General features: G+C 68.2%; 23 protein-coding genes. 11 read left to right on the top strand and 12 right to left on the bottom strand.

The window, feature by feature from the left end; translation table 11 throughout:
- Positions 1-144: 144 nt before the first annotated feature.
- Entirely contained in the window at positions 145-1,944 is a 1,800-nt protein-coding gene (locus ACFWNN_RS35765; RefSeq protein WP_382444377.1) for a Xaa-Pro dipeptidyl-peptidase, read from the bottom strand.
- A 108-nt stretch (positions 1,945-2,052) separates the two neighbouring features.
- Between ACFWNN_RS35765 and add the strand changes: the two genes are divergently transcribed.
- Both add and cutA read left to right on the top strand, forming a co-directional pair.
- Positions 2,053-3,054, top strand: a complete 1,002-nt coding sequence (gene add, locus ACFWNN_RS35770) for an adenosine deaminase (protein ID WP_382444378.1) — start codon at positions 2,053-2,055, stop codon at positions 3,052-3,054.
- On the top strand, positions 3,051-3,365 hold the full coding sequence (cutA, locus tag ACFWNN_RS35775; RefSeq protein WP_382444379.1) for a divalent-cation tolerance protein CutA: 315 nt from the start codon (positions 3,051-3,053) through the stop codon (positions 3,363-3,365). Before add ends, cutA begins: the two co-directional genes overlap by 4 nt.
- On the opposite strand, the gene ACFWNN_RS35780 is transcribed toward cutA, so the two are convergent.
- Complete coding sequence (locus ACFWNN_RS35780; RefSeq protein ID WP_382444380.1) at positions 3,348-5,372, bottom strand: helicase; 2,025 nt, start codon at positions 5,370-5,372, stop codon at positions 3,348-3,350. The two genes, cutA and ACFWNN_RS35780, sit on opposite strands and share 18 nt — an antisense overlap.
- Before the next feature lie 312 nt (positions 5,373-5,684).
- Here ACFWNN_RS35780 and ACFWNN_RS35785 point away from each other — a divergent pair, with 312 nt between their 5' ends.
- From ACFWNN_RS35785 to lspA, 3 genes are read left to right on the top strand one after another with little or no spacing between them, the layout of a single operon-like run.
- A complete protein-coding gene (locus ACFWNN_RS35785) occupies positions 5,685-6,983 on the top strand; it encodes a 6-phospho-beta-glucosidase (protein ID WP_382444381.1) in 1,299 nt (432 codons plus the stop codon).
- A 4-nt stretch (positions 6,984-6,987) separates the two neighbouring features.
- Entirely contained in the window at positions 6,988-7,455 is a 468-nt protein-coding gene (locus tag ACFWNN_RS35790; protein ID WP_382444382.1) for a YybH family protein, read from the top strand.
- 49 nt (positions 7,456-7,504) lie between these two features.
- On the top strand, positions 7,505-7,990 hold the full coding sequence (gene lspA, locus ACFWNN_RS35795; RefSeq protein ID WP_382444383.1) for a signal peptidase II: 486 nt from the start codon (positions 7,505-7,507) through the stop codon (positions 7,988-7,990).
- Here lspA and ACFWNN_RS35800 read toward each other — a convergent pair.
- Together ACFWNN_RS35800 and ACFWNN_RS35805 are read right to left on the bottom strand one after the other, a co-directional pair.
- Positions 7,962-8,687 carry an endonuclease V gene (locus ACFWNN_RS35800; protein ID WP_382444384.1) on the bottom strand — a complete coding sequence of 242 codons (726 nt, stop codon included), beginning with the start codon at positions 8,685-8,687 and terminating at the stop codon, positions 7,962-7,964. The two genes, lspA and ACFWNN_RS35800, sit on opposite strands and share 29 nt — an antisense overlap.
- The gene (locus ACFWNN_RS35805) at positions 8,605-9,570 is read right to left on the bottom strand and encodes a DUF3500 domain-containing protein (RefSeq protein ID WP_382444385.1); all 966 of its coding nucleotides are present in this window, start codon (positions 9,568-9,570) and stop codon (positions 8,605-8,607) included. The genes ACFWNN_RS35800 and ACFWNN_RS35805 overlap by 83 nt, the downstream gene beginning before the upstream one ends.
- 248 nt (positions 9,571-9,818) lie before the next feature.
- Here ACFWNN_RS35805 and ACFWNN_RS35810 point away from each other — a divergent pair, with 248 nt between their 5' ends.
- Together ACFWNN_RS35810 and ACFWNN_RS35815 are read left to right on the top strand one after the other, a co-directional pair.
- Entirely contained in the window at positions 9,819-10,166 is a 348-nt protein-coding gene (locus tag ACFWNN_RS35810; RefSeq protein WP_382444386.1) for an ArsR/SmtB family transcription factor, read from the top strand.
- Positions 10,150-10,695, top strand: a complete 546-nt coding sequence (locus ACFWNN_RS35815) for an SRPBCC domain-containing protein (RefSeq protein ID WP_382444387.1) — start codon at positions 10,150-10,152, stop codon at positions 10,693-10,695. The genes ACFWNN_RS35810 and ACFWNN_RS35815 overlap by 17 nt, the downstream gene beginning before the upstream one ends.
- A gap of 85 nt (positions 10,696-10,780) precedes the next feature.
- Here the strand turns inward: ACFWNN_RS35815 and ACFWNN_RS35820 are convergent, their stop codons facing one another.
- From ACFWNN_RS35820 to ACFWNN_RS35835, 4 genes are all read right to left on the bottom strand, one after another.
- Positions 10,781-11,710 (bottom strand): MBL fold metallo-hydrolase, encoded by a 930-nt coding sequence (locus tag ACFWNN_RS35820; protein ID WP_382444388.1) that lies wholly within the window; start codon positions 11,708-11,710, stop codon positions 10,781-10,783.
- A 25-nt stretch (positions 11,711-11,735) separates the two neighbouring features.
- Positions 11,736-12,164: a CBS domain-containing protein gene (locus tag ACFWNN_RS35825; RefSeq protein WP_382444389.1), complete on the bottom strand. Its 429-nt coding sequence runs from the start codon at positions 12,162-12,164 to the stop codon at positions 11,736-11,738.
- Positions 12,165-12,303: 139 nt separating this feature from the next.
- Entirely contained in the window at positions 12,304-12,465 is a 162-nt protein-coding gene (locus ACFWNN_RS35830) for a hypothetical protein (protein WP_382444390.1), read from the bottom strand.
- A gap of 199 nt (positions 12,466-12,664) precedes the next feature.
- The gene (locus tag ACFWNN_RS35835; RefSeq protein WP_382444391.1) at positions 12,665-13,618 is read right to left on the bottom strand and encodes a DUF6923 family protein; all 954 of its coding nucleotides are present in this window, start codon (positions 13,616-13,618) and stop codon (positions 12,665-12,667) included.
- A gap of 324 nt (positions 13,619-13,942) precedes the next feature.
- Between ACFWNN_RS35835 and ACFWNN_RS35840 the strand changes: the two genes are divergently transcribed.
- Entirely contained in the window at positions 13,943-14,701 is a 759-nt protein-coding gene (locus ACFWNN_RS35840) for a DUF4239 domain-containing protein (protein WP_382444392.1), read from the top strand.
- Here ACFWNN_RS35840 and ACFWNN_RS35845 read toward each other — a convergent pair.
- The 3 genes from ACFWNN_RS35845 to ACFWNN_RS35855 form a co-directional block, all read right to left on the bottom strand.
- Positions 14,698-15,354, bottom strand: coding sequence for an EcsC family protein (locus ACFWNN_RS35845; protein ID WP_382444393.1), 657 nt, complete (start codon positions 15,352-15,354; stop codon positions 14,698-14,700). The genes ACFWNN_RS35840 and ACFWNN_RS35845 overlap by 4 nt on opposite strands.
- Positions 15,355-15,382: 28 nt before the next feature.
- Positions 15,383-17,881: a PEP/pyruvate-binding domain-containing protein gene (locus ACFWNN_RS35850; RefSeq protein WP_382444394.1), complete on the bottom strand. Its 2,499-nt coding sequence runs from the start codon at positions 17,879-17,881 to the stop codon at positions 15,383-15,385.
- Between the two features lie 87 nt (positions 17,882-17,968).
- A complete protein-coding gene (locus tag ACFWNN_RS35855; protein ID WP_382444395.1) occupies positions 17,969-18,865 on the bottom strand; it encodes an ADP-ribosylglycohydrolase family protein in 897 nt (298 codons plus the stop codon).
- 37 nt (positions 18,866-18,902) lie between these two features.
- Here ACFWNN_RS35855 and ACFWNN_RS35860 point away from each other — a divergent pair, with 37 nt between their 5' ends.
- Positions 18,903-19,700 carry a LysR family transcriptional regulator gene (locus ACFWNN_RS35860; protein WP_382444396.1) on the top strand — a complete coding sequence of 266 codons (798 nt, stop codon included), beginning with the start codon at positions 18,903-18,905 and terminating at the stop codon, positions 19,698-19,700.
- Here the strand turns inward: ACFWNN_RS35860 and ACFWNN_RS35865 are convergent.
- Positions 19,675-20,226 (bottom strand): hypothetical protein, encoded by a 552-nt coding sequence (locus ACFWNN_RS35865; protein ID WP_382444397.1) that lies wholly within the window; start codon positions 20,224-20,226, stop codon positions 19,675-19,677. The genes ACFWNN_RS35860 and ACFWNN_RS35865 overlap by 26 nt on opposite strands.
- A gap of 98 nt (positions 20,227-20,324) precedes the next feature.
- Here ACFWNN_RS35865 and ACFWNN_RS35870 point away from each other — a divergent pair, with 98 nt between their 5' ends.
- Positions 20,325-20,846 carry an HNH endonuclease gene (locus ACFWNN_RS35870; RefSeq protein WP_382444398.1) on the top strand — a complete coding sequence of 174 codons (522 nt, stop codon included), beginning with the start codon at positions 20,325-20,327 and terminating at the stop codon, positions 20,844-20,846.
- Complete coding sequence (locus ACFWNN_RS35875; RefSeq protein ID WP_382444399.1) at positions 20,843-21,442, top strand: HNH endonuclease; 600 nt, start codon at positions 20,843-20,845, stop codon at positions 21,440-21,442. The genes ACFWNN_RS35870 and ACFWNN_RS35875 overlap by 4 nt, the downstream gene beginning before the upstream one ends.
- Positions 21,443-21,449: the final 7 nt, after the last annotated feature.

The raw sequence follows: 21,449 nt of genomic DNA on the forward strand, positions 1-21,449 counted from the left end.
GGGGGGGGGTTTGTGGTTTTTTTGGGCACATGTGGGGGGGTGTGGATTGTTCGTTTTTTGGGTGTGGGTGTATGGGGGGGTTTGGGGGGGGTGGCTGCTTGTGTGCGGCGCTGGGGCCTTGTAAGACCGACGCGCGGCGACGTGTCAGAACGACTGGAACAGCGTGCGCCAGCCGCCGACGACCGGCAGTTCCACCGAGGTCCGCGTGAGGTCCAGCGAGAGACCCGCGCCCGGCTGGGGACGCAGGGTGTAGTCGTAGTCGCTGGAGATCACGACGAACTCGAGCTTGTGCCCGGTCTGCAGGACGTAGTCGTCCGGCACGATCGGCACCTCGACGTCGTAGAACTTGCCGGGCTTGATCGGCGTGGTCTTGTCCGGCCGCTCACGGTTCTGCGGGTCGGTCGAACCGCGGGTGATGACGTGCGACCTGCCGTCCGGGGCGCGATCGACGAGCAGCGTCGTCACGTTCGCCGCGGGGCGGTCGAACGCGAGGCGCAGGTTCGCCGTCGACTTGCCGGACAGCCGCACCGGCTTCTTCGCCGCCTCCGAGGTGTAGGAGAGGCGGTTCGGCGAGGTCGCCAGGTCGATCAGCGACTCGGCCGTCTTCGACGCGTCGTCGGTCAGCTTCTCGACGCCGCGGCCGGGCAGAACACCGAGCCCGCCCTTGGTGGTTCCCCCGGCGGACAGGCGCAGCTTGACGTCGGACGTGCCGGGAGCTGGCCAGTCCTTCTCGTCGACCCACGTCTTGTCCTCGCGCTGGATCGTCGCCTTCGGCTCCTTGTCGACGCCGTTGCGGTGACCCCACAGGTACTGCGTGAACCAGCGGTTGAGCGTGCGCCGCCACTCGACGGAACGCAGTGTGTCGGCGTCGGTGTGACCCGACTGGTGCAGCCAGATCTTGTGCGGCACACCGACCTTCTTCAACGCCGAGTACCACTGCTCGACGTGCGTCATCTTGACGTTCCAGTCGTTGAGCCCGTGCACCGCGAGCACGGCCGCGCGGACCTTGCGGACGTCGTTCATGTAGTTGCGCTTGTCCCAGAACCGGTTGTAGTCGCCGGTAATGCGGTCCTGGTCCTTGGCGATCTCGGCGATGATCGGCTTGCAGATCTCGCGGTCCGCGCGCGTGTAGACGTACTCGGCGAGCACGTCGGCGTCCTCGCCCTGGAACGTGCCGGGCGCGACGACGGCGCCGTCCGCGCGGTAGTAGTCGTACCAACTGGAGATGGCGGCGATCGGCACGATGGCCTCAAGGCCGCGCACGCCGGTGGAGGCGACGGCGTTGGGCAGCGTTCCGTTGTAGGAGACGCCCATCATTCCGGTCTTGCCGGTCGACCAGGTGGCCTTGATGGCTTCGCCCGTGGCGGTGCGTGCGGACGCACGGCCGTTGAGCCAGTCGACGACGACGCGCGCGCCGATCGTCTCGTTCACGTCGCCCGTGGTCGGGCATCCCGTCGACTTGCCGGTGCCGAGCGATTCGGCGTAGACGACGGCATAGCCGCGTGCGATGAAGTACGCCTCGTAACGGCCAGAGGTGATCGGGTTCGGGCCGAGCGCGGCGGTGATGCGTTCATCGGAGGAGGACTTCAGCAAACGGCCGTTGCGCTTGTCGGGCACGTACAGCTCGACGTCGACGTTGTGGTTCGCGACGTCGTTGCCGCCCGAGAAGTACGGGCTGACCATGTAGACGACGGGGACCTTGAGGCCGCGTTCGGTGGCGCGCGGCCGGACGACCTCGGTGTAGACCTCGTCGTCCTTGCCGTCGCGGTCGCTGTCGACCGGTGCGCGGACCCAGAGGCTCTCCTTCACCACGTCCTTCGGATCGAAGACGGGTTGCGCCTCGCCGTCCTGGAACACCGGCCCTTCGGCGGCGTTCGCCGTCGCGGGCAGGAATGGCAGAACCAGCACCGCTGTCAGCAGTGCAACTCTTCGTGCGCCCCTCACGAGGCACCCCCAATGCGGAAGCCAGAGACAGGGATTCGCCCTGCACCCTCTCCTTTGACTGCAAGACATGTCACCCGTCGAACGGCCCTTGACCTGAGAGCATGGACCGTGCACATTTCCGACTTCGTCCACGCGCTGCCGAAGGCCGAGTTGCACGTCCACCTCGTGGGCGCTGCCTCCGTCGACACCGTCCTCGCGCTAGCGCGGAACCACCCCGGTGGGCGGGTGCCGGCCGACGAGGCCGCGTTGCGGAAGTTCTACGAGTTCAGGGACTTCCGGCACTTCATCAACGTCTACGGGATCGTCAACGACCTCGTCACCACCGGCGAGGACGTCCGCACTCTCGTCGTCGGATACGCCCGTGACGCCGCACGAACCAATGTCCGATACGCAGAGCTGACGATCAGCGCGACAAGTCACCTCCGCGCGGGCATCGCGCCCGACGAACTCGTCGAGGCGTTGCGCGCGGGTCGTGAGGAAGCGCTCGCGTCGCACGGTGTCGCGCTGCAGTGGATCTTCGACGTGCCCGGCATCTGGGATCGCGACTGGGGCATGACGAGTGCGCGGTTCGCGACCGAGTACCGGCCAGAGGGACTGGTCGGGTTCGGGCTGGGCGGGTTCGAGTCGGACTCGCCGAGGACGAACTTCCGCGAAGCCTTCGCGATGGCGCGTGACGCCGGGTTGCACATGGTGCCGCACGCCGGGGAGACGACGCCGCCGAGCGAGATCTGGGCCGCGTTGCGCGATCTGCGTGCCGAACGGATCGGGCACGGCGTCAGCGCGGTGCAGGATCCCGAGTTGCTGCGACACCTGGCCGACGAGGGCGTCGTCGTCGAGGTGTGCCCGACGTCGAACATCCGCACGGGTGCGGTGAAGTCGTTGGACGAGCACCACCTGCCGCGGCTCGTGGAGGCCGGGGTGCCGGTGACGATCAGCACCGACGACCCCGGCATGTTCCACACCGATCTCGACCGCGAGTACATGGTGTGCCATGAGCGGTTCGGGTTCGGGCGCGACGAGCTCGCCGGCCTCGCGAGGGCGGCGGTGCGGGCGTCGTTCGCGCCGGCCGAACTCAAAGACCAGATGCTGAAGGAGATCGACGCGCTGTGAGTGGTGTGAGCGTGGTGACGACGACGGTCGACTCCGCCGAGGCCGCGGAGTCGCTGGCGAAGGGAATCGTCGAGGCGCGGCTGGGCGCGTGTGTGCAGATCGTGCCGATCCGCAGTGTCTATCGGTGGGACGGCGAGGTGCGCGTCGACGCGGAGTGGCAGTGCGTCGTCAAGACGACCGCCGTCCGCGTCGACGACCTCGTCGCGCACATCAAGGCGCATCACACCTATGACGTGCCCGAGGTCGTCGTCACCCCTGTGGTCGGGGGCAACGACGACTATCTGGCGTGGGTCTCAGAGGAGACCTCGTAGGTGACGTGGCAACGGTTCGGTGTGCAGGACGCCGAGCTGTTGCGTCGCCCTCGTCAGTGCCACGTACAGCTCGCTGGGCGACATGCGGTGCGGTTCGACGACGAGGACGACGTCGAACTCCAGCCCCTTCGACGCGCGGGGCGGCATCCAGCCTTCGCCGATGACGGCGATCGTGCGGCCGTTGCACGCGTCGGCGTGCGCGTCGAGTTCGTCGCGGACGGCAGCCGATATATCAGTTACGTGGCGAGCCCACGGGCGGGCACCGGCCTGGCGCACCGACACCGGTGCTGACGCGTCGGGGTCGACGAGTTTCAGGACCGGGGTGGCGACGGCCATGATCTCGCCGGGGGTGCGGTAGTTGACCTCCAGCTTGCGGTAGGTGAAGCGGTCGAACACCGATCCCCAGCTGCGCACGCCACCGGCCGCCTGACGCTGGGCCAGGTCGCCGACGACGGTCATGGACTTGTTGGGGCATCGGCGCAGCAGTACGCGCCAGTCCATTGCGGACAGTTCCTGGGCTTCGTCGACGACGACGTGGCCGTAGGTCCACGTGCGGTCGTCTGCGGCGCGTTCGGCGAGGGTGCGTTGGTCGCGCACCTCGTGCCTGGTGGCCAGCACCTCGGCGTTGACGAAGTCCGTGACGATGTACTCGTCGGAGTCCGCGCGCTTGTCGATGGACAGGACGTCCATGACGCCGCGCGCGTATTCGAGCTGTTCCTCCTCCTCTCGTTTCGCCGCACGTTCTGCGGTGCCGTCGGACCCGAGCAGGTCGGCGAGCTCGTCGAGCAGGGGTACGTCGGACACCGTCCACGCTTCCGCGTCGGGGCGGTACAGCTCTGGCGCACCGATCCGGAAGCAGCGGCCTCCGTACAGGTCGGCGAGCAACTGCTCGGGGGTGAGGAGCGGCCACAACCGGTCGACGGCGTCGCGCAGGACCGTGCTGTGGCGGAGTTCGTGGCGGACGTCCTCCTCGATCTCCGGCCAGTCGACGCCGATCAGTCGCAACGCCGGCGCGACGAGTTCCTCGGCGAGCGCGAGGAAGAAGTACATGCGGGCGGCGTTGTGCGGGAGTTCGTAGTAGCGGGTCTTCTCTCTCGCGACGGCGGCTGTGTGCGCGTCGAGTGGGACGACGACGTCCTCCAGCTCGATCTCGATGGGTTCGTCTGGAAGTTCCTGGCGGTCGGCTACGGCGACGGCCAGGAGATCCAGAACTGATATATCGCCTTTCAGTCGTTGCAACGATGGCGTGTCCTCCACGTCGGTCGTGACGCCGGGGTAGAGCTCGCCGGGTGTCGCGAACACGACGTCGGTCTCCCCCAGCGACGGGAGGACGTCGCCGACGTAGCGGAGGAAGCCGGTGTTCGGGCCGACGATCAGCACACCGTGCCGCGACAGTCGTTCACGGCGCGTGTACAGCAGGTATGCCACTCGATGGAGGGCCACGGCGGTCTTGCCGGTACCGGGCCCGCCCTCGATCACCAGGACGCCGGGGCCCGAGTAGCGGATGATCTCGTCCTGCTCGGCCTGGATGGTCGAGACGATGTCGCGCATCGTCGCGGTCCTCGGCGCGTTCAGGGCGTTGAGCAGTGCGGTCGTGTCGGTCAGCAGTTCGTCGTCGTGGAAGTCGCACAGCTCGCGGTCGCGGACGCGGTAGTGCCGTCGCAGCACGACGCCCTCCGGGTTCGCCGCGGTGGCGGTGTAGAACGGGCGCGCCTCGGGTGCGCGCCAGTCCAGCAGCAGTGGTTCGAAGTCGTCGTCGAAGAGTCCGACGCGGCCGATGTAGGTCTGGTCGCCCTTCGCCGAGTCGATGCGGCCGAAGCACAGCCCATCCTCCGCCGCGCGGTACTTCCCCACTTCCCTGCTCAGCAGCTCGACGGAGGCCTCGCGGTCCAGTCGCTGGATGGCGGTGTCCCGCAGGGCGGCCGCGAGGTCGGCGGCCGCTTTGTTCCGTTCTTTGTCGAGCTTTTCATACAGAGAGGTGATCCGTGCCTGTTCGCTCGCCAACACCTTGCCCCCTGTGATACAATATTGCCACCTTCTCGGAAAATTCATTCCGAAAACGCAAAGCCATTCTTTGTATCACACTTCAGTCGCGCGCGGAACCCTTTGAGCGATCCCGCGACGAAGACGTTAAGACCCCTTCTACCAGCAGTAAGTGCCGTTGGGATCCTGTCCAGGTCGTCGCGCCGATGCCAGGCAGTACGTCTGGAAGTCCTGATTTCCGGGCCGATGTTGTTCGGCCTCCGTCGCACCTGGAAATGTTAGATTCGCCGAAGTGGATCGCACTGCGGGAGAGGCCCGAATGGACGTGGTCGAGGCATGAAGCTGGTCATCCTGGGCGGGGGCGGCTTTCGCGTGCCGCTCGTCTATCGCGCGTTGCTCGCCGATCGTTCGCCCGGCCGCGTGACCGAGGTGGTCCTGCACGACCTCGATGCCGCCCGGCTCTCCGCGATCGGCGGCGTGCTCACGGAACTCGCGACTGATATATCGGATGCTCCGGCCGTGACGACGTCGACGGACCTCGACGAGGCGTTGCGTGGCGCGGACTTCGTGTTCTCGGCGATCCGCGTCGGCGGGCTCGAAGGACGCGCGGCCGACGAGAACGTCGCGGCGGGGTGTGGTGTGCTCGGACAGGAGACCGTTGGCGCCGGGGGCGTTGCATACGGGTTGCGCACCGTGCCCGTCGCGATCGACATCGCACGCCGTATATCAGTGCACGCGCCGGACGCGTGGGTCATCAACTTCACCAACCCCGCCGGCATGGTCACCGAGGCGATGTCGGCGTATCTCGGCCACCGCGTCATCGGCATCTGCGACTCCCCCGTCGGGCTCGGCAAACGGGTTGTGCGCGCTGCCGGGACCGATCTCGGCGACGCGTGGCTCGACTACGCCGGCCTGAACCACCTCGGCTGGTTGCGGGGTGTCCACGTACAAGGGCGCGATGTGCTGCCGGACCTGCTCGCCGACACCGCGCGGCTGGAGTCGTTCGAGGAGGGCAAGCTGTTCGGTGCCGAGTGGCTGCGGACGTTGGGGGCCATTCCGAACGAATACCTGCACTACTACTACTTCACGCGTGAGGCAGTGGGGGCCGGTGCGTCGCGCGGGGCGTTTCTGCTGGAGCAGCAGAAGCGGTTCTACGCGGCGCCTTCGTGGGAGAGCTGGGAGCGGACTCGTCTCGAACGCGAACAGACCTACATGGCCGAGACGCGTGAGGACGAGCGCGACGCCGACGACCTAGACGGCGGCGGCTATGAACGGGTCGCGCTCGACCTGATGCACGCGATCGCGTCGGACAAGCGGGCGACGTTGATCCTCAACGTGCCGAACAGGACGACGTTGTCGTGTCTCGACGCGGACGCGATCGTCGAGGTGCCGAGCCTCGTCGACGCGAACGGCGCGCGGCCTGTGTCGGTCAGCCAGGTGCCGGACGAGGGCGTCGGACTCGTCACGGCGCTCAAGGTCGTCGAACGGGCGACGATCAAGGCGGCCATCAGTGGCGAGCGCGCGCACGCGGTGAAGGCTTTGGCGTTGCATCCGCTCGTCGACTCCGTCAGCGTCGCCCGCAAGATCGTTGACGCTCATCCGCTCCTGTCCGGGGTCTTCGGCGCTACCTTCTGAGGTCGTGGACATCGACCTGCTGCGGCAGCTCAACGAAGACGTGTGGCACCCGTTCCGGCTGGCGTACGGGGAGCTGGACGCGCCGGCGTTCCTGAGTCTGTACTCGCCCGATCTGATTCGCGCGGGCGGTCCGGCGAAGGAGGTGCTCGGGTTCTCCGGGTTCGCGGCCCAGACGGAGTCGTGGTTCGCCGACCTCGCTGACCGCGGCAGTGCGGTGAGCATCTCGTTCCGGTTCGTGGAGCGGATCGTGGCGGGCGACACCGCGAGCGAGCGTGGCATCTTCCAGCTCGTGTCGACGCGTGCGGATGGTGATGGGCGCACGTTCTACGGCCGCTTCCACACGTATTCACGGCGCACGGACGGACGGTGGCGCATCTGCGTCGACTACGACACCAACGAGCGGTCGGACACTCTGGAGGAGGAGTTTCACGCCGCCGCGGCGGTCGATGACGTCGACGCGTTCAAGGCGTGACCAGGGTCTGATGCCGAGTGGTGGTGTTCTTAACTACGCTCGTCGGCAAATGGACACCACCACCTCTCGCCGCGTGCCACTCGTCATGGGCATCGCCGTGCTCGTGCTGCTGCTGGACCAGGCCACGAAGTTCTGGGCCGAGAGCGCGCTGACCGGCCGCGCGCCCATTCCCGTGATCGGGGAGTTCCTGCAGCTCAGGCTCCTCTACAACCCCGGTGCCGCGTTCTCGATCGGCGCGGGGTCGACGTGGATCTTCACCATCGTCGCCGCCGTCGCCGTCGTGATGCTCGCCCGGTACGGGATGCAGCCTCAGACGAGGCTGCGGGCGATCGCGCTCGCGTTGATGCTGGGCGGTGCGACGACGCACCTGCTCGACCGGCTGTTCCGGCCGCCGGGTTTCGCGCGCGGGCACGTCGTCGACTTCATCGACTACAACGGCTGGTTCGTCGGCAACGTCGCGGACATCGCGCTGGTGTGCGGCGCGATCCTGCTCGTGCTGCTGAGCTTCACTCCGACGAAGCAACCTGCCGCGTGAGCGTGTCGGCGCGGCGGGTCGTCTCGGGCAGCCGGTAGCGCGGGGCCAGGCGCAGCACTTCGGCGCACGCCCGGTCGAGGTCGATCTTGTGGCCGACCGACACGAAGACGGGCTTCACGCCGTCCTGTGTTCTGAGCGCCCTGCCTACGACCTCGTCGCCGTTGTCGCCCTCCATGAGGAGGTCGCTCGCCGATCCGCGGGCGTGGCCGGGTTGCTCGAACCTGCCCATCGCGTTCTTCGCGACGCCAATGCTCGGGATGCCCGTGTGCACGCCGAGATGGCAGGCCAGACCGAACCGGCGCGGGTGTGCGAGGCCCTGACCGTCCGCGACCAACAGGTCCGGCGCGACGGTCACCTGATCGAGCGCGCGCAGCAGCACCGGCATCTCGCGGAACGCGAAGAGCCCGGCAATATATGGGAAGTCCGTCCTGTCCTCGACCACGACCTCGTCGAGGACGACCAGCGTCTTTGCATCGAACACCACGCAAACGCCTGCAACTGCGTCATTGCTGCGGTAGCCGACGTCTAGGCCTGCGACAGTGTCTATGCGCAGGTCAGGGGCACTGGTGGTGATCACCTGGGTGCGCAGGCGTTCTTGGGTCGCGATGGCAGCGTCAACTGTTCTGGGCCACTCCACGGGCGACAGTGTGCCGTGACGCGTCGTAGTGGGCGGCGAGGAGGTCGTCGCCGAAGTCACCTGAATGGCGACGCCAGACGGTGTGGACGTGGTTGGCCTCGTTGGCCGTGTTGTCGTACTCGATGAGCAGGTCCGGGCCCTGGATGCAGTAGTAGTGGCCCTCGCCTCGGCGCAGCGAGCCTTCCCACGAGAAGTGCAGGCGTTCGGGATCGAGTTGGGCGAACTCCTCGTCGGCCAGTTCGTACGAGAGCCGGTCCAGGTAGAGGCGGACGATGTCGACGAACAGCTCGGCCGCGGGTTTGCCGAGTTGGGCCGGCGTCACACCCACCGGCTCGGACTGACTGATCCGTGGTGCGTTGCCGGTGCGGATGTCGTGTGGCGCGGTGTCCGCGACGACGGCCAGGCGGCGGGCGGTGGGGCCCATGCGGTCGAGGAGTTCGCGGGCCAGTTCCTCTTCGAGTCGCAGCGGCTGGCCGACCACGCGGCCGCGATAGGTCACGCGGGCGGGGTTCGCGCCCAGGAAGAACGGGGTCGCGGAGACGCGGCCGTCGGCGACGACGACGTTGACCGACAGGTGGTGGCCTTCGACGCGCCAGCCCCACGGCTCGTCGCCACCGGGCTTGCCGAAGAGGACGGTCCAGTAGTCGCCGTTGTGGCGGTCGCGGTGGCCGCCTTCGCGGTGGTCGAGCACATCTTCCAGCGCCATCACCGCTGCTGCCTGGGCGTAGGCGTGTGGGCTGAGGACGGTCGCGAGCATGCCGTGCACGGCTTTGCGTTGGTCCCGCTGGAGCTCGCCGAGGGCGAGCCCTGGGCGTGTGCCGGGTGTGTACGACCAGCGGTGCCTCAGGTCGTCGTCGGTGACCGCGCGGATCGCCTGGTCGCGCTGGTCACCGGCCAGCAAACTAATATATTGGCGCGTGGCGTCGGCGACGTCGTGCAGCATCATTCGAACTTATAGGCCTTGAGGTCGCGAAGCAGCAGGTCGCAGTTCTGCTGTGCGCCTCAGGCGTCGACGTTGCCCATCGTCGCGTCGAGGACCGTGCCGTCGTCAGCCCTGGTCTCGACCTCGGCGGTTTCGGGGAATGGTCCGCTCCTGGGTTGGGCTCGGGGCTTGGTCACGCCGCCTGTGGCTCATGTGTTGGCGTTCTGATGCTCGACACGGGCCCGGTTAGGTGTTAAAAAACTTACGTAATGAAGTTGCCACATGATGATGACGCCGTCTGGCGCGCTCTGGCGAATCCGCTGAGGCGCGCGATCCTCGACGTCCTGCGCACGGGCCCGCGCACCACGGGCGAGCTGGTCGAGGCGTTGGAGACGAGCCGGCATGTCGTCATGCAGCACCTCGGTGTGCTTCGCGAGGCCGATCTGGTGCTCGTGGAGCCGCGGGGCCGGAAGCGGGTCAACCACCTGAATCCCGTGCCCATCCAGCAGATCCATCAGCGGTGGGTCGCGCACTACGAGCAGGACTGGGCAGCGGCGCTGGTCGGCTTGAAGATCACGGTCGAGAGCGCCGGACAGGAGGATGAGGACGTTGGCTGAACCCGGCACCGAGCTGCTGCACAGCATCGTGATCGCCGCGCCCATCGAGAAGGTGTGGGCGGAGATCACCAAACTCGACGGCAAGCAGCGCGCCATGATGGACGCGATTCTCGACTCCGCGCTCGAACCCGGCGCGCCGTTGTACTACCGGTCGACCGACGGCAAGCGGGTCTTCGTCGTCGGCCGGGTCGTCGAGGTCGACCCGCCGAGGCTGCTCTCCCACACGCAACGGCTCACCATGCGCGACGACCCGTGGACCGTCGTCTCGTGGGAGCTCGAAGAGGTCGACGGCGGCACGCGTGTCACGTTGCGCAACTCCGGTTGGCCGGACGGCGTCAAGCGGCTCGACAAGGTCGACACCACGTGGAAGGGCATCCTCGCTGCGCTCAAGCAGGTCGTGGAGTCCGGCGACGTCGGCGCCGGCCTGAGGTTCCAGTACGCGATGATGCGCGCCTTCATGTGGGCGATGCCGTCGGGCACGAAGACCGAGAACGTCCCCGAACCTCCCGGCATCGACCAGGCCGTCTAGAACCTGCTGCCGCGCTGGGGTGCGACGACGTCGTCGTCGCACCCAGCGGGAAACGCGGATCAGGCGCTAATACATTGGATATGAGCTAGGCGTGGCAGGCGATGGGGCCGCCGTGGAGCTCCATCATGTCCATCCAGACTCGCGGGAGTTCGAGGCGTTCGGCGAGGGGCTTGCCATCCAGTTCGTGGTAGGCGCGGTGGAGGTTGCCGACCAGGCGTTCGGACTCCTGCCACGACGAGTAGCGCGACTCGCCTGCCGCGCGGACGACCTCCATCGGGGTCTTGGCGGCGGCGTGGCCGGAGGACGCCAGGTCCGCCAGGTAGGTCGTGTAGGCGACGAGGTCGTCGAGCACGCGGGTGATCTCGGGACCGCGCAGCAGCGGGCCGTGACCGGGGACGACGACGGCGGCGTCGAACGCGCGGAGGAACTCCAGGGCGGACAGGTAGCCGTTGATGCTGCCTTCGGCGAGGAACGGCTGGCCTCCCGCGAAGACGAGGTCGCCGGTGAAGAGGACTCGTTCGGCGGGGAGCCAGACGACGGTGTCGCCGCGCGTGTGGGCGGGGCCCGGGTGGTGCAGTTCGACCACGCGCGTGCCCAGGTGCAGGGTCAGGGTCGTGGTGTAGGTCAGTGACGGCGGGCGGACCTCGATGTGGCCGTAGTCCGGGCCGGTCAGGACCTGGGAGGCGAGCAGGCCCGCGGTGATGACCTCTTCGCGGCAGGCCTCGTGGCCGATGATGGTGGTCGCCGGCGGGACCAGCCAGTTGCCGAACGTGTGGTCGCCGTGGTGGTGGGTGTTGATCACGTAGCTCGGGGGTGCCGGGCACACCGACGCCACCGAGGCGAGCAACGCTCGGTTGCGCGCCTCGGTGGACGTGGTGTCCACGAGCAGGAGTGTGTCGTCGGAGCCGACGACGGCGCCCGTGTTGTTGATCATCCAGGAGCCGTCCGGCTGGACGTAGGCGTGGACTCCTGGCGCTACCTCTACGAGCTCGGGCTGGCCGACGGTGGGTTTCACCCGATCAAGCGTAGTGAGGTGGCGGTCAGCCTTGGGCTATGTAGGCCTGCAGCTGGTCGTGGGACTGCTCCAGCTGCCCGATCCTGCTCTTCACGACGTCACCGATGCTCACGATTCCAACCAGCCGGCCGTCGGAGAGGACCGGGACGTGGCGGAAGCGCCGTTCGGTCATCACGACGGTGAGGCTGTCCACCGTGTCCGAGGGTGTGCAGGTGAAGACGTCGGCGGTCATGATCGCCGACACGGGTGAATCGAGCAGGTCCACGCCGGTTTCGTGCAGCCGGCGCACGACGTCCCGCTCGGACACGATCCCCGCCACGCCGGACGGGCCGACCACGACGATCGCGCCGACGTTGTGTTCGGCGAGCGCTCTGAGCAGTTCGGACACTGGGACGTCCGGGTCGATTGTCGCGACCGCCGATCCCTTGGTCCGCAAAACGTCAGCGATCCTCATCTGGCGCCTCCGATCCTGTCGGTCCGGTAGCACCTCAGGCTAGATCGGATCCGGACAGAACGGGAGATCGAACCACGAAGGGAGCAGGGGGACGCGCTCGATCGCGTCCCCCTGCGGTGTCGCGCCGGTTCGGCGTCGGCTACGCGGTACCACCGCGGCGACGGGTCGCGAACTGGCGCGGCTGGACCATCGGCGCCCGCTGCTGCGGCAGCGGGAACTGTGTCTTCTGGTCCTGCTTGGCCCGCTTCTGCGCACGGCGTGCGGCGCGGTTGCCGGGCTCGGGCTGGCTGGTGTCAGGCATGCGAAAGCCTCCTCACGAAGAGGGCGTGCAAAGGGCACGGCGAAGAGAACGGCCGTGAGAGATCGACCCGCGCGTTGGGTCACCGTGAGAGAGCGCGACGGCATAGGTCGCGAGGGCAGCGTCGAGAGCGCTGCGGAGGTTCATCAGATGAGGAACATGTCCGCAACGCTAGCGACGTCGTCGTCTCGTGCCAACCGAATTAACCGCGGGCGCGTGCTGCCGCTGCACCGGCGCCGAGCATCACGAGGATGACGGTGACCATGGCCCACTTGCGGGACTTGGTCATCGGCGTGGTCTCGGCGGCGAGCGGAAGCTCCTCGCGCGGTTCGGGTCGCTGGCGCGCGGCGCGCACCGGAACCGGTTGCGGCGGAACGGAAGCAGGCGTCGTCACCACGGGAGGAGGCGGCGGTTGCTGCACGACGGGAACGGGCGCGGGCACCGGCGCCGGGACGGGCGGAGCGGGTGCCGGGGGCGCCGGCACCTCGGGACGGGGCGCGGGAGGTTCGACGCGGGGCGGCATCGGGTTCGGCAGGCAGCCCGCCGCGTCGATCATGCCCATCTGCGGGCCCGTCGACAGTTCGACCGCCGTGGTGCCCGTGATGCGGTAGAGACGGCTGCTGCCCTGATAGCCGTTGTTGATGGCGTAGATGGTGCCGGAGGCGTCGATGATGACGGCGCCGTAGGTCGACCTGCCGGGCAGCGCGGGGATCTCGGTCCTGCTCAGCACGCGCCCGGACACCGGGTCGAACGACACGACCTCGCCCGGCCCCCAGCCCGCCGCCGACACCCCCGTGAGCTTCCCGGTCACCGGGTCGGCGGTGAAGTCGTCCAGCGTCATCGCGGGCCAGTCGAGCGCGACGGTCCGCACGATCCTGAGGTACGCCGGGCTCGCCGGGTCGATGTCGATGGCGTGCAACCTGGCCGTGTCCCGCACGTAGAACGTCGTGCCGACGACCGCGCCCGCCGACACGTCATCGGTGCGGAACCACTGCGCCTCAACGGGTCCGAGGTCGTTGACCACGCCCTTGGTGTCGATCAGCACCACGTGCGCGGGGTTCTTCCACCAGTGGTGCCCGCGAGAAGTAAGACCAACCAAACGGCCCAACGACGCCGAGTACCCCAGTGCGTTCACCGCGTAGTCCAGGCGGGCCACCTCTGTCACCCCACCGGATGACGGTTCCACTTTCGTGAACGTCGACAGATCTCCACGATGGGATGAACGCACTTGATAAGCGTCACAGTTCGGCTGCGCGGCCTGCGCAACGGCGCTGGTGAACGGCGCGGAAAGCACCAATAGCGTCGAGACGGCGCTCAACGCGAGCGAATCCCTCCGCCACCGGTTTGGAGCAGCCCAATACGACAACCGGGTATTTCTGTCGTTGCCGTGCATTCCCACCTGACCATTACTCGTTCACCAGACCGCGCTGTACCGGTCACAGTAGACCGTGGTCTAATCCCACACCAGAAAGGAGCCGAATTGAGCATTTACCTCAGCGGCACGCTCTGGGTTCTCGGTGCCGCCGTCATCTCCGCCGTTCTCGTCGTCATCACCCGCCGGTTCGGCTCGGACGAAGTGGGCGAGAAGAACCTCGGCGCGGGCGGATCGGTGTTCAGCATCGTCGCCGGACTGCACGCGGTCCTGGCCGCGTTCATCCTGATCTCGCTGTTCGACGCGGCCAACGGCGCCGAGGAACAGGTGCAGAAGGAAGCGAACTCGCTGGTCGCCGTGACCTGGTCCGCGGACTCGCTGCCGGAGCCCGCGAAGTCCGAGGTCGACGGCCTGATCCGCGCCTACGTCTCCACGGTCGTCGACGACGAGTGGCCCCGCATGCGCGAGGGCGAGGACGTCGGCAACGCGGGCTGGAACACGTTGAACCAGCTCAGGGACACGATCGCGAAGTCAGCGCCGGACGGCGGCTGGCAGGAGGACCGCAAGGCCGAGGCCGCGAACCAGCTCTGGGAGGTCTACCAGGCGCGGCAGGAACGCCTCGACGCGTCGGGCGGCGGCGTCAGCCCCGTCGTGTGGCTCGCGCTGCTGATCGGCACGGTCCTGTCGCTGCTGTTCCCGTACCTGTTCGGCGGGCCGAACCTGATCTCGCAGCTGCTGATCACCGTCACGCTGAGCTCGACGCTGATTCTGCTGCTGTTCGCGATCTACCAGCTGCAGAACCCGTTCAGCGGCGGTGTGCTCATCCCGCCGGACGCGTTCAGCTCCGCACTCGACCGCCTGAGTTAGCGCGAATCGGTCGTTCCGTCCGCTTCCTCGATCTGCACGTGCAACACCTCGCCGTCGATGACCTTCGGCAATGGGTCCGCGTGCGTGAAGTAGCGATTTGCGAATGCGCCGACCGCTCTGGTAGAGGCGGCGTCGACGGTGCCACCGATGACGCCGCCCAGCACCGGAACGCCCTTGGCGGCGATGGTGCCGAGTTTCTTTGTACCGTATTTTGTAATAAGTGCCGACGCGGCCTTCTTGGTGAACTGCTTGATGCCGACCTTTTTGAACAGCTCGGTTCCGGCATTCCCGAGCAGGCAGAGCAGGATCGCCATCTGCACCTCGTCGCTGTCCACGTCGTGCCCGCGCAACGACGCGATGGACGCGATGAGGTGCGTCTGGATGACGTAGGTGGCGGCGACGTTGGACGGCAGCGAGATCGGCAACGTGATCAGGCCGCCGAGGTTCGTCACGAAGCCCTGGGCGCCCGCCAGCGCGACGTGCGTGCGGATGAGGTGCTTGACCGCGTCGACCTCGTCGCCCTTCTTGACGAGCGCGTCGGACGCGGACTCCCGTGCGCTCTTGAACGGCCCGAAGCCGTCCACGCCCGCCCGCAGCAGGTAGTCGGCGATGCCCTGCTGGGCCTTGTTCAGCTCACCCTTGGACTCAGCCACAATCCCGACATTACGCGTCCGGCGCCCGTCACGAGACCTCAACGGGCGAGCCGGCCGTGGTCACCGCTCCGGTGCTGCCGTCCACGGTGATCCACTCCCCCGTCCTGATCCGCGTCACGGCCTCGCGCACGCCCACGACCGCCGGAATCCCGTACTCCCGCGCCACCACGGCACCGTGCGAGTTCGCGCCGCCCATCTCCATCACCAGGCCGCCCGCCGTCAGGAACAGCGGTGTCCACCCGGGATCGGTCGACGGCGCCACGAGGATCTCGCCGGGTTCGAGGTGCGCGCCGACGGGGTCCATGACGACGCGCGCGACGCCGGTGATCGTGCCCGCCGACGCCGGCGTGCCGACGAGATCGCCCTCGACGGGGGCGCCGTGGTGCACCGCCTCGGGTTCCGTGCCGTCGGACAGCAGCACGCGCGGGATGTGCCTGCGCCGCATCTCGCGGTCGTAGACCTCACGCCGCCGCGCCACCAGCGGGCGCAGATCTCCTTGCTCCGACCGCATTTCCTCGAGATTCAGGAAGTACACGTCGTCCACGGTGTCCAGGCGGTCTGCGGCGACGAGCTCGGAGCCGATGGCGGCGACGCGCTTCCTCAGCGCGCCGAACAACGTGATGATCAGGTACTTCGGGTACTCCCGCAGGCCGGCGAGCAACCTGGTGCGGCGCAACGCGAAGCGCACGAACCAGCCACGTCCCCACGCCCGCCTGGCCAGGGTCTCGATCATCGCCTCGGCCTCGGCGGCGCCCCGCGCGAAGACCGCGTCGGGGTGCGCCTGCTCGCCGTCCAGCCGCAGGAAGTTCCTGACGACGCCGACGACGTGCGCCGGGTCGTCGGACCACCGCGGCAGGCCCAGGTCGATCTCGGCGACGGCCCGGTGCCCCCACCGCGCGAGGAACCGGTCGAGCGCGGCCGGCCGTTCGCCGTCTTGGAACTGTCGCAGCGCGACGGGATCGCGGCGGATCTCCTGCGCCAGCTCCCACATCGCCATGTCCATCTCGGTGGTGATGTTGTTCGGCAGGCCGCGCAGCACGGTCTGCAGCTCCCCCGGCTTCGTCCGCACGACCTTGCCGACCAGGCCGAGCATCGCGAACCCGATCAACGCGGTCGGCGCGAGCCTCGGCAGCACCGGCACGACGCACTGGCGCAGCGCCTGTTCGATCGTGAGCTGAGCGGACTTCTCCAGGACGTCGCGTTCCATCAGCAGCGCGGTCCGCACGGCCTTCTCGGGGTTCACCAGGGCTTTCGCCGCCGTGACGGGCAGGTGGAACCGCCGCGCGAGCCGGAACACGCGCCGCAACGCGGGCGTCGGCGAGGTGCTCCTGATGGCGAACCTCGGGTCGTCGAACAGGCCGCGCAGCACCTCGGAGGAACGCGCCTCCATCACGCCGAGCAGGCGCGTGACGAACTCGCGGCCGACCTTGCTGCGCAACACCTTGGTGACGTCGAAGAAGATGCGCTCGCCGTTCTCCACATAGGACTGACTCGTCGGATCGCCGATGACGATCTCGAAGGCGGACTTGGCGATCTCCCGGAACACCGCGCGGCCCATCGGCGTGATCGGGCGTTCGAGGCCCTGCGCGAGGCTGAAGCAGAAGTAGGCGTGCGCGCCGCCGTCGGGGTTGTCCGGCAACGGGAACAGCGTCGTGATCGGGCGCGCCTGGGTGAGGTGGAGCTCGCCGTCGTCGTCGATCGCCCACTCGGCGTCCTGCGGCGACCCGTAGTGCGCCTGCACCTTGCGGCCGAGGACGGCGAGCGCGTGGATCTGGCCGTCGGTGAGGCACTGCTCGCCGCTCTCGCCGACGTCGACGTGCTCGGTGCCGCCACCGGGCAGCGAGCGGATGACGAACTTCTTGTCCCCCAGCCGTTTCTCGACGATCTCGGTGCCGTCGACGACGAAGTGGTCGGGGTTGACGGCACCGGACACGACGGCCTCGCCGAGGCCGGGGCTCGCGTCGATGACGATCTGGTCGCGCGTGCCGGTGACCGGGTTCGCCGTGAACATCACGCCGGACACCGCGGACTGCACCATCCGTTGCACGACAACGGCCAGGTAGGTGGTGGTGTGGTCGATGCCGTTCGTGTCGCGGTAGCTGACGGCGCGGTCCGTCCACAGCGACGCCCAGCAGCGGCGCACGGCGTCGACCACCGCGTCCTCGCCCACGACGTTGAGGAACGTGTCCTGCTGGCCCGCGAAGCTCGCGAACGGCAGGTCCTCCGCCGTCGCGCTCGATCTCACGGCCACGGGCACGTCGTCGCCGAGCTCGCGGTACCCGGCGACGATCGCGTCCCGGATCTCCTGCGGCACAGGGGTTTCCAGCAGCGTCCTGCGGGCGTTCTCCGGCGTGGTGGCGGCCAGCGCGTCGGCCTCCGCCACCTCGCGGTAGGCGTCCGTGGTGACGCAGAAGCCCTGCGGGACGGACAGGCCGGCCCTGGTGAGCTCACCGAGGTTCGCGGCCTTGCCGCCCACGGTCGCGAGCATCGTGCCGTCGATGGACTTGAAGCCGATCGTGAACGTCATGGCACCCCTCCAGGTTCCGCCTGAAGAGGAGGTTACGAGGGTTCGGCCAAAAACTCAACACGTGATGAATAAATCACCGCTGTCGGGTCAAACGTCCTGGTCAGCGCGGTCCACCCAGTCGGGCAGCGGCTCACGTTCGCGCCGCCACGCCTCCGGCGGGTGCGCGACGACGCCACCGACGATCGCGGCCGTCGTGTCGATGTCACCACCCGCCCGGACGCAGGCGGTGACCGCGGCCTCGTAGTCGCCGAGGTGGTGGGCGGCGACCCAGAGCGTGAACGGCACGGTGTCCTGCGCCGTCACGCGCGAGCCGTTGCCGAGCACGTAGGCAGCCTCCTCGGCGTTGTCGATCTTGCGCGCCTTCTCGATCCCCTTGCGCACGAACGAGTCTTCGAGGTGCTCCAGGACCGTGCCGAGCAGGTCGCGCGGTGGCGTGCCGGTCAGCCGTGCCCTGGCCGCGATCGCCGACGCGTGCGCCACGGCGAGGCCGCCCATGACGCCCTCGGGGTGCTGGTGCGTCACCTCGCTGGCCCGGATCGCCTGTGCCGTCACGGTTTCCGGGTCGTCGGCGAAGTACGCGCCCAGTGGTGCGATCCGCATCGCGGCGCCGTTGCCGCACGAGCCCTGGCCGTTGAACGCGCTGGAGGCCGCTTCCTTCCAGGGCGTTCCCTGGCGAATCTTGCGCAGGATGGTGAACGCTCCCGCGCCGTAGCCGCGGTAGGGCTCGCAGCGTTCGGCGAACGCGGTGGCGAGCCTCGTCTGGTCGACTTCGCCGTGGTCACGCAGTTCGGCGACGAGGTTGCAGGCCATTTCGGTGTCGTCGGTCCACTCCCACGGGCCCCGTGGCGGCTTGCCGGCCACGAGGTCGGGCAACGAGCGGCCGACCATGAAGAACTGAGCGCCCAGAGCGTCGCCGACGGAGAGGCCGTCGAGCGAGGCGTATGCGAGGTCCAGGCGCGCACGAGTGTGCAGAACTATGCGCATCACCTGCGATTTTACCGGTCTGGCCTACGCTGGTCACATGGATTTGGACCTCCGCAAGCTTCGATACTTCGTCGCGGTCGCGGAGCATCTGAACTTCGGGCGCGCCGCCGAGGCCCTGCACATCGCGCAGCCGGTGTTGTCGCGGCAGATCCGTGCTTTGGAGGCCGAGCTGGGCGCGCAGCTCTTCGACCGTTCGTCTGCGGGCACCGTGCTGGCCCCTGCGGGCGTGCGGCTGCTGGACGACGCACGGCCGTTGCTCGCGCAGGCTTCGGCTTTGCTGCGGCGCGTGGGGACGGACTCGTTCACCGTCGGGTTCATGCCGGGGTTGATCGTCACGCCCGCGGTGCGGGTACTGGCGGCGCGGCATCCCGGCATGCGGATCGACGTGCTGCGCACGACGTGGGACGACCAGGTCGAGGTGATCCACGACGGGCGGGCGGACGTCGGGTACGTGCGGCTGCCCGTGCCTTTGGATGGCCTTCGGTGCGTGCCGTTGTTCACCGAGCCGCGCGTTGCGGTGGTGCCTGCTTCGCATCGGTTGGCGGGCAAGGAGAGCGTGCTGGAGTCCGACCTCGCCGGCGAACGTCTCGTGCGGCACGACACCACGCCGGGTATCCGGTCCGTCGAGGAGAAGCTGGAGCACGTCGCGATGCACGGCGGTGTGGCCGTGTTGCCGTTGTCGACGGCGGTGTTCTACTCGCGAGAGGACCTCACGCACGTGCCGATCTCGGACATCGCGCCGAACGAGGTCGTGCTGGCGTGGGCGGCGCACCGCCACACGCCGTTGATCGCCGAGTTCGCCGAGATCGTCAGCGAGCCAGCCCCGCGGGCGTGAAGACGAAGCTGTCGCGGAAGCCGCCGTCGCCGCGCCGGGTCGCCATCAGCCGCAGCTCCGGCATGAAGTGGAAGAACACCAGCGCGCCCGAGCGGTCCGGGTAGCCGAGCGTCTTCGAGTACTTCGGGTTCGTGCCGCCCAGCCACAGCGGCGGCTCGCCGTACTCGGCGATGACGTCGTCGAGCAGGCAGTCCCGCTCCCCCAGCACGCCGGGGATGCGGCTGTCGGCGTCGAGGCTCAGCCAGCCCTGCCGGTGCGCGAGGTCCGCGTACACCGACGCCATGACGTCCTCGCTGCGGTGGCCGAGCGCCTCGTGCACCGCGCCGCTCACCATCGCCGCGTTGGCGGCGCCGCGCTTCACCAGCGCGTCGAGCTCGTTCTGCCACCGGTCCGTGCGGTCGTCGGCGAACGCCAGCGCGTCGAGCAGGGTGAGGATCACCGCCTCACCGCCGTACATGCCGGGACGCCGGACAGCGGCGTTGAGCTGACCGAGCAGGTACCGGCGCAAGTCGTCGAACGAAGGCATCTCTCCCCCTTACTGCGAGATGTTCTATCAGTTGCGAGTGGGTGAAACGGAATCGCCTTCGTCACCGACAGGGGAGGCAACACCTGGGGAAGGATCACATGCGCATCAGCAACCAGCAGATCGTCGCGTACTGGGTCGAGCACGAGGTCGACCTCGTCATCGACTGGGGCACCGCACACGAGAGATGCTGGCGCTGCGGTTACAGGTCCTCACTGGAGCAACACCTCGTAGTGCCCGCGTCCATGGGCGGCAGCCGCACCACGGACAACGTCGTGCTGCTGTGCGGGCGCTGCGTCAGCGAATCGCCGAGCCACGTGGACCCGCGGTACCTGTGGCGGTGGCTGCGGGCGACGGCGACGGCGTCGTTCGACACCTACTGGACGTTGCGCGGCTGGGAGGAGTTCGAGGTCATCTTCGGCCGCAAGCCGCTGGAGTGCTTCCAGGAGGCCGGGGTCGACCACCGCTCGCTGAACGCCGAGTGCCGGGCGCTGGCGGCGGACGAGTTCGCGAAGACCGTCGTGCGGTTCGGGGAGGGGCGGCTCAACCCGTCGACGATCGCGTGCGTGATCGCGGAGATCGAGAAGAAGCTGGCGGACCGGCACGGCATCACGCTGCCGTGACGCACGCCAAGGGTCAGCGACGGGCAGACCGCGTAACCGTCACCAACAGGCAGATCGTCGACTACTGGTGCGAAGTCGAGGACGAGTGCGGCTTCGGGGTCGACTGGAGCGAAGCTCACGAGCGCTGCTGGCGCTGTGCCTACCGGGCACGCCTCGAGAAGTGCCACATCGTGCCCGCGTCGCTCGGCGGCCCGAACACCCCGGACAACCTCGTGCTGTTGTGCGGCCGATGCCACCGCGAGGCGCCGAACCATGAGGATCCCCAGTACATGTGGCGTTGGCTGCGCGCGACCAACGTCCCCCTCTACGAGACGTACTGGACGATCCGCGGCTTCGAGGAGTTCGAGGTCATGTTCGGCAGGAAGCCGTTGGAGTGCGTCCGGAACGCTGGAGTCGACGGTCGCACCCTGGCAGCCGACTTCGACACCGCCCTGGACGGCGAGTTCGAGAAGGCCGTCATCCACTTCGGAGAAGGCCGGCTCAACCCGTCGACGTTGGCCTGCGTCATCGCGGAAGCCGAGAAGAAGGTGGCTGACCGCCACGGAGTGACGCTCCCCGACGCACCGGTGGCGCGGGCTCGCAAGAGCTTGTTCTGACCTCGGT

The sequence above is a fragment of the Lentzea sp. NPDC058450 genome, assembly GCF_042721395.1.
In the GTDB taxonomy this organism is placed as follows: Bacteria; Actinomycetota; Actinomycetes; order Mycobacteriales; family Pseudonocardiaceae; genus Lentzea.

What these genes read in the sequence shown, in the direction of transcription:
- ACFWNN_RS35805 (WP_382444385.1), bottom strand. Translation starts at nt 9,570, where the DNA reads ATGCTGCACGACGTCGCCGACGCCACGCGCCAATATATTAGTTTGCTG.
- ACFWNN_RS35860 (WP_382444396.1), top strand. Translation starts at nt 18,903, where the DNA reads ATGGATTTGGACCTCCGCAAGCTTCGATACTTCGTCGCGGTCGCGGAG.
- ACFWNN_RS35810 (WP_382444386.1), top strand. Translation starts at nt 9,819, where the DNA reads ATGAAGTTGCCACATGATGATGACGCCGTCTGGCGCGCTCTGGCGAAT.
- ACFWNN_RS35850 (WP_382444394.1), bottom strand. Translation starts at nt 17,881, where the DNA reads ATGACGTTCACGATCGGCTTCAAGTCCATCGACGGCACGATGCTCGCG.
- ACFWNN_RS35855 (WP_382444395.1), bottom strand. Translation starts at nt 18,865, where the DNA reads ATGCGCATAGTTCTGCACACTCGTGCGCGCCTGGACCTCGCATACGCC.
- ACFWNN_RS35865 (WP_382444397.1), bottom strand. Translation starts at nt 20,226, where the DNA reads ATGCCTTCGTTCGACGACTTGCGCCGGTACCTGCTCGGTCAGCTCAAC.
- ACFWNN_RS35815 (WP_382444387.1), top strand. Translation starts at nt 10,150, where the DNA reads ATGAGGACGTTGGCTGAACCCGGCACCGAGCTGCTGCACAGCATCGTG.
- lspA (WP_382444383.1), top strand. Translation starts at nt 7,505, where the DNA reads ATGGACACCACCACCTCTCGCCGCGTGCCACTCGTCATGGGCATCGCC.
- ACFWNN_RS35785 (WP_382444381.1), top strand. Translation starts at nt 5,685, where the DNA reads ATGAAGCTGGTCATCCTGGGCGGGGGCGGCTTTCGCGTGCCGCTCGTC.
- ACFWNN_RS35870 (WP_382444398.1), top strand. Translation starts at nt 20,325, where the DNA reads ATGCGCATCAGCAACCAGCAGATCGTCGCGTACTGGGTCGAGCACGAG.
- ACFWNN_RS35825 (WP_382444389.1), bottom strand. Translation starts at nt 12,164, where the DNA reads ATGAGGATCGCTGACGTTTTGCGGACCAAGGGATCGGCGGTCGCGACA.
- ACFWNN_RS35830 (WP_382444390.1), bottom strand. Translation starts at nt 12,465, where the DNA reads ATGCCTGACACCAGCCAGCCCGAGCCCGGCAACCGCGCCGCACGCCGT.